We start from the raw sequence: 11,143 nt of genomic DNA, 5'->3' as shown, positions 1-11,143 counted from the left end.
ACTCACAAGCTCCGATGTCATCACTCACAGTGCCCATCCCGCCGGACCTCAGCCCGGCGTGTCGGGCCGGAAACACCGATCTTGGGACAGTCCCCGAGTCGTCCGCCCAGGTACGCGTGTCATCCGTTCCGGTACACCGGACTCGCGTGATCAGGAACGTATCTGGCGTGATTGGGCGCGCATCTCGCGTGATCAGGAACGCGACTCGCGTGATCAGGAACGGGACTCGCGTGATTGGGCGGGCATCTCGCGTGAGGGGGCGGGCTTGTCAGGTGAGGGCGGCGGTCACGTCCAGCTCGACCACCTGCCCCGGGTAGCCCAGCTGGGCGACCCCCAGCAGGGTACTGGCCGAGGTGAAGGCGGCCGCGATCGGTGAGGACGTCAGGCGGGTCCAGACCGAGGTCAGCGCCGCGCGGTCCTCCGTCACCACGTAAATCACCGTGCGGACCACGTCGGCCGGGGAGGCGCCCGCGCACTCCAAGGCCGTCGCCGTGTTGGCCGCTACCTGGTCCACCTGGGCAAGAAGGTCGTCCGATACCAGGGCGCCGTCCGCGGTCAGGGGGCACTGGCCCGCCAAATACACCGTGCGGGGCGCCGAGGTCACCGTCACGTGGTGGTAGCCCGGTGGTGTGTGCAAGCCCGGCGGGTTCTGCCGTTCAATGGTCACCGACCCATCTTCACCGGCCGGGCAACCGAAAAACCGAGGAGGGCTCGTGCGCAGGACCATCGACTGGGCCGACGGCGCCATCGTCATCATCGACCAGACCGCGCTGCCCACCGAATTCCGGCTGCTCGAGCTCCGGACCGTCGACGAACTCGTCGACGCCGTCCAGCGGCTCGCCGTCCGGGGTGCTCCCGCGCTCGGCGCCGCCGGGGCGCTCGGCGTGGCCCTCTCCGCCCATCAGCACCGCGACCACCACCACGGCGACGTCCACCGAGACGCCGAGCGCATCGCGCACGCACGCCCCACCGCCGTCAACCTCGCTTGGGGTGTCGAACGGGCCCTCGCACACCTGAAAAACGGACCGGAGGCCGTCCTCCAAGAAGCCCGGGCCCTGCTCGACGAAGACGAACAGCTCAACAAGGCAGCCTCGCACCACGCCGCCGAGATCGTGCTCGCCGAGTGCCCGCGGCGCCCCCTGCGGCTGCTCACCCACTGCAACGCCGGACACCTCGCCACCGTCGGCTGGGGCAGCGCCCTGGGCGTCGTCTGGCACCTGCACGCCCGCGGGCTCGTCGAAGAAGTCCTCGTCGACGAGACGCGCCCGCTGCTCCAAGGCGCCCGGCTGACCGCCTGGGAGCTCGCCCAGGCGAACGTCCCCTACCGCGTCCAGCCCGACTCGGCCGCCGCGGCCGCGATGGCTCGCGGGCTGGTCGACTGCGTGCTCGTCGGCGCCGACCGGATCGCCGCGAACGGGGACGTCGCCAACAAGATCGGCACCTACGGCCTCGCCATCGCCGCGAAGCACCACGGCATCCCGTTCGTCGTGGTCGCCCCCTCATCCACAGTGGACAGCAAGCTCGCGGACGGCACGGGCATCGCCATCGAGGAACGCGACGCCCGCGAGCTGACCGAACACACCACGCAGGTCTTCAACCCCGCCTTCGACGTCACCCCGTTCGACCTCGTCACCGCCGTGGTCACCGAGCAGGGCAGCTTCAGGGGCGCGGACCGATCTCCCGGCCCCCGTCGGTCACCGTGATGGCCATCGCCGGGCACGAGTCCGCCACGTCCAGCACCGTCTCGTCGGCCTCCACCGACGGCGTCACCGGGTGGGCCACCGCGCCGTCGAGGCTGAACACCTCCGGCATCAGGGCCGCGCACATCCCCGATCCGATGCAGGTGTGTTCGTCGACCTTCACGTCCCAGCTCATCATCACCATCCGATCGGCATCGACCGCGGTCCGCGGACGAGCATCTGCGTCTTCCACACGATATCGCCGGCGAGGTGCAACCCCGGCATCTCGGTGACCAACGCGCGCAGCGCCTCCTGCAGCTCCAGCCGGGCCAGCGGCGCGCCCAGGCAGTGGTGGACGCCGTGGCCGAAGCCCAGGTGGTGGTTCTCCGGGCGGTCGAAGTTCAGCTTCTCCGCGTCGCCGAACTGCAGCGCGTCGCGGTTGGCCGCGCCGATCGCCACCAGCACCGGTTCACCCGCCCGGACCAGCACGCCGCCGACCGACACGTCTTCGGTGGCGTAGCGCGCGAATCCCGCGCCGGCGCCCAGCGGCACGAACCGCAGAAGCTCCTCGACGGCCGCCGGGATCAGGTCCGGGTCAGCGCACAGCCGCTCCCACTGCGAGGGCTGGTCCAGCAGCGCGTAGACGAAGTTCGGGATCTGGCTCGCGGTCGTCTCGTGCCCGGCGACGAGGATGCCGACGCACAGGTCGACCAGCTCCAGCTCGGTCAGCCGGTCGCGGACGTCGCGGGCCTCGATCAGCGCCGTCATCAGGTCGTCCTGCGGCCGTTCCCGGTGGTCGGCGATCAGGCCGCGCATGTAGTCGCGCAGCTCTTCGCGGTTGCGCTCGAACTCCTCCGGCATCAGCCCGCTCGTGGACAGCGCCGCGTCGCTCCACACGCGGAACTTCGGCCGGTCGGCGACCGGGACGCCGAGCAGCTCGCAGATCACCGCGACCGGGATCGGCAACGCGTAGGCGTCGACGAGGTCGGCGGGCGCGCCGGCCGCCTTCATCTCCGCGATCAGTTCGGACGCCAGCGAGGCGACGCGCGGCCGCAGCAGCTCGACGCGGCGCATGGTGAACGCCTTCGCGACCAGCGTCCGCAGGCGCGTGTGGTCGGGCGGGTCCATCTGCAGGATGCCGCCGTCCCGCACGACCGGCGAACGGCGCGGAGCGTCCTTCTCCTTCTCCATCGCCCGCGAGAACCGGCGATCGCCCAGCACCAGCCGGGCGTCGGCGTACCGGGTGGCCAGCCACGCCGGCTCGCCGTAGGTCATCTTCACCCGGACCATGCCCTCGGCGTCCCGGGCGGCCGCGTAGGCCTCGTTCAGGTCGAGCCCAGCCTCCTCGTTGAACGGGTACGCGAGCGGTTCGGTGTGGGTGGCGGTCATGCGGGAACCCCCGTGCTCCAGGTTTGTAAGCAGCTGCTTACAACGCTACACAGTTTCTCTCCACCTGTCACGATCCGCCATTGCCCGGTCACCGAACCCTAGGTTACGGTGACCTAGGTGTGGATCGAGATCCTGCTGCTGTCCAAGCTGGCCGTCGAGCCGATGCACGGCTACGAACTGCGCAAGGCGGTGGAGGCCTCGACCGGCCACACCCTGTCGAACAATTCGCTCTACCCGACCCTGCGGCGCTTCGTCGACGCGGGCGCGGTGAGCCGCAGCGCCGAGGAGCAGGAGGCCAAACCGCCGCGGCACGTCTACACGATCACCGAAGTCGGGCGGGAACTGCTGCACGACCTGCTCGCGGACTTCCCGGCCGACCTGGCGCTCAACGAACCGGAGTTCCTGGCCCGCGTCGGGAACTTCGCCTGGCTGCGCCCACACGAACGGGCGCGGGTGCTCGCCATCCGCAGGACCGCACTGATCGCCGAACAGGCGCGGCTCACCGGGCTCGCCGCCGGGCAGGCCGACCCGTGGAGCCGGGCCGCGCTGCACCACGTGCTCGGGAAGTTCGACGCCGAGCTCCGCTGGCTCGCCGAGCTCACCACCGATCCGAGGGAAGACGCATGACCACCACCGAAGAGACGCCCCGCCTCCCCTTCGCCCGCGCGGACGCGCTCGCCATCGCCCCGGACTACGCCGTCCTCCGCCGGCAGGCGCCGATCAGCCGGGTGCTCACCCCGGCCGGCGATCCCGCCTGGCTGGTGACGTCCTACGAGGAGGCCAAGGAGGTCTTCCGCGACCGCCGCTTCGGCCGCTCGCACCCGGCGCCGGAACAGGCGTCGCGCATTTCCTACGCCGCGGTGCAGGACGGCCCGAGGGGCGACTTCGAGAACGAGGAGCGCGAGCACAAGCGGATGCGCCGGATGCTGGCGCCCGCTTTCTCCGCGCCCCGCATGCGCGCCCTCGGCGACCGCATCGCGGAGCTGACCGACCGTTGTCTCGACGAGATGGAAGCCGCGCGTGCCGCCGGGCCCGTCGACCTGACCGACTTCCTCGCCTTCCCCCTGCCGGTGCTGGTGATCTGCGAGCTGCTCGGCGTCCCGTACGCCGACCGCGGGCACTTCCGCGGCCTGTCGGAGCGGATCGCGGTGATGGACGGCGGCGCGGACGCCCAGGCGGCCATGGCGGAATTCATGGCGTACATGACGGAACTGGCCGGCACGAAGCGCGCGGACCCGCAGCCCGACGTCATCTCCGACCTGGTCGCGTTCCAGGCCGAAGACCCGACCTTCACCGACGAAGACCTCGCCCGGCTGGGCGCCGGACTGCTGTTCGCCGGCCACGAGACGACGTCGACGCGCATCGCGATGGGCACGCTCTTCCTGCTCAGCGACACCGCCCGGCGCGACCGCTTCGCCGCCGATCCCGAGGGCCAGGTCAACCAGACGGTCGAGGAAATCCTGCGGCTGACCGCGACCAGCGGCACCGGCCTGCTCCGCTACGCGCACGAAGACGTCGAGATCGCCGGGACGCGGATCATGCGCGGCGACGCCGTGCTCATCTCCAGCGACGCGGCCAACCGGGACGCCTCGGTGTTCGCCGACCCGGACGGCTTCGACCCGGACCGGACGCCGAACGTGCACCTCGCCTTCGGCACCGGCGCCCACGTCTGCATCGGCGCCAACCTCGCCCGCACCGAGCTGCGCACGGTGTTCCCCAAGCTGTTCCGCCGCTTCCCCGGCCTGCGGCTCGCCGTCGGGATCGACGAGATCCCGGTGCGCACCAACCGCGTGGCCGGCGGCGTCGAGCGCGTTCCCGTGGAGTGGTGAGCCGATGAAGATCACCGTCGACACCGGAAGCTGCGTCTCGTCCGGCCAGTGCGTTCTGCTCGCGCCGGAGACGTTCGATCAGAACGAGGACGACGGCACGGTCGTCCTCCTCGCCGAGCAACCGCCGTCCGGCGAGGAGGACGCGGTCCGGCAGGCCGAACTGACCTGCCCGGCCGCCGCGATCCGCCTGTCCGGCAGCTAGGGGCTGTCGCGCCCGCGTCCGGTTTGCCGGTTAGCCTGCTTCGATGACGGAACAGGCCGGCCGCAGGCGGGACGCGGCCGCGACGCGGCTGGCGTTGCTCGACGCCGCCGAAAAGCTGTTCGCCGAACGCGGGTTCGACCGGACGACCGTGCGGGACATCGCCAAGCTGGCCGGGGCGAACCAGTCGCTGCTGTTCCGCTACTTCGGCAGCAAAGAAGCGCTGTTCGAGGCGGTCATCGCCCGGTCGGGGCGGGAGCAGCTCGCCGCCACTCCGCCCGAGCGGCTCTTCAGCACGTCCTTGCGCAGCATGCTGGAACCCGGGCGGCAGAACCGGGCGCTGGAGACCTACCTGCGCTCGTCGGGCAGCGACGGCGTCGCGGCCGCCATCCGGCAGGAGGTCGGCCGCGAGTACGCCGAGGTGCTCGCGACCCTGACCGACGCCCCGGACGCCGAACTGCGCGCCGACCTCGCGCTCGCCTGGCTGATGGGGATAGCGCTGGTCCGCGAGGTCACCGGGAAGGAACCCCTGGCGGGCGCCGATCCCGAGGACATCTGCCGGCTCGTCCTCACCGGCGTCAAGACGCTGCTCGAACGCAGCGAATAGTCACGGCAGCGCCCGCCGCAGCAGCTCCGCGAGGTGCACCGGTGTCCGCCCGGACTCCTGGGCGATCTGCGTCCGGCAACTGAAGCCGTCCGATACCACCACCGTGTCCGGGGCGGCCGCGCGGATCGCGGGCAGCATCCGGTCCTCCGCCACCGCCTTCGAGACGTCGTAGTGGCCGCGCTCGAAGCCGAAGTTGCCCGCCAGGCCGCAACAACCCGAGTCCAACGTCGTGTTGCGCACGCCCGCGGCCTTCAGCGCGGACTCGTCGGCACCGAAGCCGAGGACCGCGTGCTGGTGGCAGTGGACCTGCGTGATCGCGTCGACGTCGAGGGCCGCGAACGGGATCGGCGCCCGCTCCAGCAGTTCGGCGAACGTGAACGTCCGGGACGCCAGCAGCGAAGCACGCGCGTCGCCCGGCATCAGCGCGGGCAGGTCGCCGCGGAACAACGCCGTGCAGCTCGGTTCCAGGCCCGCCACCTCGTAGCCGTCCTCCAGGTAGGGCGCCAGCACGGACAACGTCCGGTCCAGGACGCGGCGCGCGACGCCGAGCTGGCCCGTCGACACCCACGTCAGTCCACAACAGACTCCGCGATCCGGGAGGACGACGTCGTACCCCGCCGTGGTGAGCACCTCGTAGGCGGCCTCCAGCACCGACGGCGTCAGGTAGTTGTTGAACGAGTCCGGCCACAGCACGACCCGGCGCTCCCCTGATGCCCGCCGCCGGAGATCCGCGCGCGAGGACGTGAACGGCGAAGCCGCGAAGGAAGGCAGCGAACGTTCCGGCGCGATCCCGCCGAGCCGTTTCACCAAGCCCGACAACCGGGACCGGCCCACGAGATTGGCCAGGCGCGGGGCGAGCGCGCTGAGCCGCAGCCACAACGGCAGCCAGCCCATCGAGTAGTGCGACGCCGGACGCAGCCGCCGCCGGTAGTGCTGGTGCAGGAACTCGGCCTTGTACGTCGCCATGTCGACGTCGACCGGGCAGTCCGAGAGACATCCCTTGCAGGACAGGCACAAATCGAGAGCGTCACGGACTTCCTCCGAGCGCCAGCCGTCCTTGATCACCTCACCGTTGAGCATCTCGGCGAGCAGGTGGGCGCGGCCGCGCGTCGAGTGCTGTTCTTCGCGGGTGGCCCGGTAGCTCGGGCACATCACGCCGCCCCCGCTGGTGTTGCGGCACTTCCCCACGCCGACGCAGCGCCGCATCGCCTGGCCGAAGTTCCCGCGGTCCTCCGGGTACCCGAGGAAGACACTGTCCTCGAAGGACTTCGACGTCGACCGCACCCGGAGGTCGGCGTCGATCGGCCGCGGCGCGACCAGGATGCCGGGGTTCATCCGCCCGGCCGGGTCGAAGATCGCCTTGAACCGCGCGAAGACGTCCAGCATCTCCGGGCTGTACATCCGGGACAGCAGTTCGGAGCGCGCCTGGCCGTCGCCGTGCTCGCCGGACAGCGAGCCGCCGTGCGCGGCGACGAGGTCCGCCGCCTCCTCCAGGAACCGCCGGAAGTCCGCCACACCGCCCGAAGACAATAGGTCGAAGTCCAGCCGCAGGTGCAGGCAGCCTTCGCCGTAGTGCCCGTAGACGACGCTGCGGCGGCCGTGCGCCCGCATCAAGGACTTGAACTCGCGCAGGTAGGCGCCGAGCCGCTCGGGCGGGACGGCGGCGTCCTCCCAGCCGGGCCAGGCCTCCGAGCCGTCGGCGAGCCGCGTCGCCAGCCCGGCGCCTTCCTCGCGGATGCGCCACAGCCGGCGTTGCGCGGCCGGGTCGTCGAGGATCGCGAACCCCGTCAGGTCGAGCGACGCAGCGAGGGAATGGGCCCGCGCCGCCGGGTCGTCCCCGGCCAGTTCGACGAACAGCCACGCCCCGCCCGGCGGCAGGTCACCCGCCCGGCCGGGCAGCATCGCGACCAGCTCGGCGTCCACGCCTTCGACGGTCAGCGGCGACCACGGCAGGATCGACGGCACCGCGTCCGCCGCCGCGATGTCGGAGGGGAAGCCGAGCACCGCGAGCACCCGCTCGCGCGGCAACTCGGCGAGCGAAACCGTCGCTTCGAGGATGGTCACGCAGGTGCCTTCCGAGCCGACGAGGGCCTTGGCGACGTCGAAGCCGTTCTCCGGCAACAGGTGTTCGAGCCCGTAGCCGGACACGCGGCGCGGCCACGTCGAAAGTTCCCTGCGCAGCAGCGCCAGGTTGTCGCGCACCAGCGCGCGCAGCTCGTCGAAGATCCGGCCTTCGGCGGGTTCGCCCGGGCCTGCCCGCAGCCGCGTGCCGTCGTAGAGCAAGACGTCCAGGGAGCGGACGACGTCGACCGTGCGCCCCCAGGCCACCGAGTGCGAGCCGCACGCGTTGTTGCCGATCATCCCGCCGAGCGTGCAGCGGCTGTGCGTCGACGGGTCCGGGCCGAACCGCAGGCCGTGCGGGGCCGCGACCGCCTGCAGGTCGTCCAGCACCGTCCCGGGCAGCACGCGCGCCAGCCGCGTCGACGGGTCCAGCGAAAGCACCCCGCCGAGGTGGCGCGAGGTGTCGATCACCAGGCCGGGCCCGCACGCGTTCCCGGCGACGCTGGTGCCGCCGCCGCGGGCGATCACCGGCAGGTCGCGATCGCGCGCGGCCGCGACCGCCGCGACGACGTCGTCGACGGTCCGCGGCAGCACCACCCCGCGCGGCACGTGGCGGTAGTTGGACGCGTCGGTCGTGTACAGCGCGAGTGTGGCCGCGTCGGTGAGGATCTCCACACCCCCATTCAAGTCGACCGGAGGCCGCCGTACCTCTCCAGCCGGGTATGTCCGGAACCACACTCGGTGTGCCATCGTGATCGGGTGACGGCAAAGGAGCACGTCGCCGAGTACAGCGCGGTGCTGGGCGAGCTGCTGCGCGAGCGCGAAAAGCTGCTCGGCACGCTCGACCGGGTCGCGGCGCTGCACGGGACCGCGCGCCTGATCCGGGAGACGGTCGGGGCGAAGGCCGGGTTCGTCGGCGAGCTCACCGGGCCGGGGCTGGCCGTGATCCGCTGGATGTCCGGCAACCGCACCGACGCCCTGCAGGACCTCGAGGTGTCGACGGGCCAGGGCGTCGGCGGGCGGGTGCTGGCGCTGGGCCGCCCGGTCCGCGTCACCGACTACGTCAGCGCGCCGACGATCACCCACCACTTCGACGCCCAGGTCCGCGGCGAGGGCCTGGCCGCGCTGCTCGCCGTCCCGATCGTCGCGCGCGGCGAGACCGTCGCCATCGCCTACGCGGCCATGCGCGAGCCCGCCGACTTCGGTGACGACGCCGTCCGGCGGATGGAGGAGGTCGCCTGCCAGGCCGGTGCGGCGCTGCACCTGGCGAAGGTGGCCGAGACCGACCGCACGGCCGCGGTGGCCGGCGAGCGCCTGCGCATGCAGAGCGCCCTGCACGACTCGGTCGGCGCGCTGCTGTTCTCCATCGGCGTCCAGGTGCGCGACCTGCACGAGGACTTCCACGGGAACCCCGGCCTGGAAGCGCGGCTGCGGCGACTGGAGGGCGACGTCTCCGCGGCGGCGGGCGCGTTGCGGGAGTCCCTGCTGGCCCTGTCGGAGTCCAGCCCGGAGCGGGCGCTGCCGGTCGAGCTGGCCGAGCACTGCCGCTCGTTCCAGGCCCGCTGCGGCGTCCCGGCCCGGTTCGTGCAGCTCGCCGCGGTGCCGCCGCTGGACGCCGAACGCACCGCGCTGCTGGTCGCCGCGGTCCGCGAGGGGCTGCTCAACGTCGAGAAGCACGCCGGGGCGTCCTCGGTGATCGTCAGCCTGCTGCCCAGCGACGACGGCGTCCAGGTGGTCGTCGCGGACGACGGCACCGGCACCGACCCGGTGCCCGGTACCGGCATGGGCCTGCGGACGCTCGCCGGGCGCGCGCTGCGGCTCGGCGGGCGGGTCAGCCTGGTCCGCGACGACGACGACGGCTGCACCCTGCGCGCGTGGGTGCCGCTGGTGCGGCCGTGACCCCCGCCAGCGTCTTCGTCGTCGACGACCACCCGGTGGTCCGCGACGGCGTGACGCTGCTGCTGCGCTCGGACCCGTGCCTGAACGTGGTCGGCTCGGCGGAGTCCGGGCGGCTGGCGATCGAGCGGGTGGCGTCGCTGGCCCCGGACCTGATCCTGCTCGACCTGCGGCTGCCGGACATGCTCGCGCCCGAGGTCGTCACCGAGCTGCGGCGGGTGCACCCCGAGGGCAGGATCGTGGTCTTCACCGCGCACGGCGACCACCAGGGCGTGCTGGCCGCGCTGGAGTCCGGCGCGCACGGCTGCCTGCTCAAGGACGCGGCGGGCGCGCAGCTGGTGACCGAGCTGCGCCGGGTGCTGCGCGGCGAGCGCGTCGTCGACCCCCGAATCCTCCCCGACGCCGGGCAGCGGTCGGACGCGCTGGCCCGCAGCGGCCTGACCCGTCGCGAGTACGAGGTGCTGCGGCTGGCCGCGCAGGGCCAGACGAACCCGGAGATCGCGGAGTCGACGGGCCTGGCGCGGAACACGGTGAAGACGTACCTGCAGTCGGCGCTGCACAAGCTGGGCGCGCGCAACCGCGTCGAAGCGATCGGGAAGGCCAGCGAAGCAGGGCTGCTGTGAGATCCTCGGCCGGGTGATGATCGACCTGCACGCGCACAGCACGGCCTCCGACGGGACGACGCCACCGGCGCTGCTCCCGCGGCTGGCCGCCGAGGCCGGGCTGGCGGTGCTCGCCCTCACCGACCACGACACCTTCGCGGGCCTGGCCGAGGCTTCCGCGGCCGCCGCCGGCGTCGAGCTCGTCCCCGGGGTCGAGATCTCGTGCCGCCTGGACGAGTTCGAGGTGCACCTGCTCGGCCTCTTCGTCGACCCGTCCTCCGCGCCGCTGGCGACCGAGCTGGAGCTGATCCGCACCGACCGCGTCCGCCGCGGGGTCCGGATGGTCGAGCGCTGCCGGGAACTCGGGGCGCCGATCACCCTGGCGCAGGTCGAAGCGATCGCCGCGGGTGCGCCGCTGGGCCGTCCGCACATCGCGGCGGCGCTGGCCGCGGCGGGCATCACCGACGCCTTCACGTCCGACTGGATCGCCGACGGCGGGCGGGCGGACGTCCCCAAGCACGTCCTGTCCACTGTGGACGCGATCGCGCTGGTCCGCGCGGCCGGCGGCGTGGCGGTGCTCGCCCATCCCCGCTCGGTCAAGCGGCGTGCTTCGGTGTCGGACGCCCAGCTGGGCGCGCTCGCCGCCGCGGGACTCGCCGGGATCGAGGTCGACCACCCGGAGCAGCCGCCGGACGTCCGCGACCGGCTCCGGGAAGTGGCCGCCGATCTGGGGTTGCTCGCCACCGGGTCGAGCGACTTCCACGGCGACCGCAAGCCGGTCCGCCTCGGCGAGTGCACGACTTCGCCCGACGTCTTCGCCGCACTCCGCTCCCGCCGGTCGTGAGTGGTAAGGCGGGTTAGAACCCGCCTTACCACTCACG

Annotated in this window: 12 protein-coding genes; 8 read left to right on the top strand and 4 right to left on the bottom strand. The window is 72.4% G+C overall.

Annotated elements, in window-relative coordinates:
• Window positions 1–268 precede the first annotated feature (268 nt).
• A complete protein-coding gene (locus ACWEVN_RS41840) occupies window positions 269–667 on the bottom strand; it encodes a RidA family protein (RefSeq protein ID WP_452054975.1) in 399 nt (132 codons plus the stop codon).
• A 46-nt stretch (window positions 668–713) separates the two neighbouring features.
• Between ACWEVN_RS41840 and mtnA the strand changes: the two genes are divergently transcribed.
• Window positions 714–1,703, top strand: coding sequence for an S-methyl-5-thioribose-1-phosphate isomerase (mtnA, locus tag ACWEVN_RS41835; protein WP_449686452.1), 990 nt, complete (start codon window positions 714–716; stop codon window positions 1,701–1,703).
• Here mtnA and ACWEVN_RS41830 read toward each other — a convergent pair.
• Both ACWEVN_RS41830 and ACWEVN_RS41825 read right to left on the bottom strand, forming a co-directional pair.
• On the bottom strand, window positions 1,660–1,875 hold the full coding sequence (locus ACWEVN_RS41830; protein ID WP_208630229.1) for a ferredoxin: 216 nt from the start codon (window positions 1,873–1,875) through the stop codon (window positions 1,660–1,662). The genes mtnA and ACWEVN_RS41830 overlap by 44 nt on opposite strands.
• 2 nt (window positions 1,876–1,877) lie before the next feature.
• Window positions 1,878–3,068 (bottom strand): cytochrome P450, encoded by a 1,191-nt coding sequence (locus ACWEVN_RS41825; protein WP_452054974.1) that lies wholly within the window; start codon window positions 3,066–3,068, stop codon window positions 1,878–1,880.
• 117 nt (window positions 3,069–3,185) lie between these two features.
• On the opposite strand from ACWEVN_RS41825, the gene ACWEVN_RS41820 reads away from it, so the two are divergent.
• Genes ACWEVN_RS41820 through ACWEVN_RS41805 form a run of 4 tightly spaced genes read left to right on the top strand, consistent with a single transcriptional unit; the run spans window position 3,186 to window position 5,703 of the window.
• The gene (locus ACWEVN_RS41820; RefSeq protein WP_449686449.1) at window positions 3,186–3,695 is read left to right on the top strand and encodes a PadR family transcriptional regulator; all 510 of its coding nucleotides are present in this window, start codon (window positions 3,186–3,188) and stop codon (window positions 3,693–3,695) included.
• Window positions 3,692–4,897 carry a cytochrome P450 gene (locus ACWEVN_RS41815; RefSeq protein ID WP_452054973.1) on the top strand — a complete coding sequence of 402 codons (1,206 nt, stop codon included), beginning with the start codon at window positions 3,692–3,694 and terminating at the stop codon, window positions 4,895–4,897. Before ACWEVN_RS41820 ends, ACWEVN_RS41815 begins: the two co-directional genes overlap by 4 nt.
• A gap of 4 nt (window positions 4,898–4,901) precedes the next feature.
• On the top strand, window positions 4,902–5,099 hold the full coding sequence (locus ACWEVN_RS41810; protein WP_452054972.1) for a ferredoxin: 198 nt from the start codon (window positions 4,902–4,904) through the stop codon (window positions 5,097–5,099).
• Between the two features lie 43 nt (window positions 5,100–5,142).
• Complete coding sequence (locus tag ACWEVN_RS41805) at window positions 5,143–5,703, top strand: TetR family transcriptional regulator (RefSeq protein ID WP_449686446.1); 561 nt, start codon at window positions 5,143–5,145, stop codon at window positions 5,701–5,703.
• On the opposite strand, the gene ACWEVN_RS41800 is transcribed toward ACWEVN_RS41805, so the two are convergent.
• Window positions 5,704–8,439: an FAD-binding and (Fe-S)-binding domain-containing protein gene (locus ACWEVN_RS41800; RefSeq protein WP_452054971.1), complete on the bottom strand. Its 2,736-nt coding sequence runs from the start codon at window positions 8,437–8,439 to the stop codon at window positions 5,704–5,706.
• 84 nt (window positions 8,440–8,523) lie between these two features.
• On the opposite strand from ACWEVN_RS41800, the gene ACWEVN_RS41795 reads away from it, so the two are divergent.
• The 3 genes from ACWEVN_RS41795 to ACWEVN_RS41785 are packed head-to-tail and all read left to right on the top strand — an operon-like array spanning window position 8,524 to window position 11,106.
• Window positions 8,524–9,663, top strand: a complete 1,140-nt coding sequence (locus ACWEVN_RS41795) for a GAF domain-containing protein (RefSeq protein WP_452054970.1) — start codon at window positions 8,524–8,526, stop codon at window positions 9,661–9,663.
• On the top strand, window positions 9,660–10,283 hold the full coding sequence (locus ACWEVN_RS41790; RefSeq protein ID WP_452054969.1) for a response regulator: 624 nt from the start codon (window positions 9,660–9,662) through the stop codon (window positions 10,281–10,283). Before ACWEVN_RS41795 ends, ACWEVN_RS41790 begins: the two co-directional genes overlap by 4 nt.
• Before the next feature lie 16 nt (window positions 10,284–10,299).
• Window positions 10,300–11,106, top strand: a complete 807-nt coding sequence (locus tag ACWEVN_RS41785) for a PHP domain-containing protein (RefSeq protein ID WP_452054976.1) — start codon at window positions 10,300–10,302, stop codon at window positions 11,104–11,106.
• The last annotated feature ends 37 nt before the right edge of the window (window positions 11,107–11,143 follow it).

This window comes from Amycolatopsis sp. NPDC003861, from assembly GCF_053605405.1.
This window is presented reverse-complemented; position numbering and strand designations above follow the sequence as displayed.

Bases quoted from the DNA above. Each gene is read 5' to 3' on its own strand.
- ACWEVN_RS41830 (WP_208630229.1), bottom strand. From the start codon at position 1,875: ATGAGCTGGGACGTGAAGGTCGACGAACACACCTGCATCGGATCGGGG.
- ACWEVN_RS41825 (WP_452054974.1), bottom strand. From the start codon at position 3,068: ATGACCGCCACCCACACCGAACCGCTCGCGTACCCGTTCAACGAGGAG.
- ACWEVN_RS41815 (WP_452054973.1), top strand. From the start codon at position 3,692: ATGACCACCACCGAAGAGACGCCCCGCCTCCCCTTCGCCCGCGCGGAC.
- ACWEVN_RS41810 (WP_452054972.1), top strand. From the start codon at position 4,902: ATGAAGATCACCGTCGACACCGGAAGCTGCGTCTCGTCCGGCCAGTGC.
- ACWEVN_RS41805 (WP_449686446.1), top strand. From the start codon at position 5,143: ATGACGGAACAGGCCGGCCGCAGGCGGGACGCGGCCGCGACGCGGCTG.
- ACWEVN_RS41785 (WP_452054976.1), top strand. From the start codon at position 10,300: ATGATCGACCTGCACGCGCACAGCACGGCCTCCGACGGGACGACGCCA.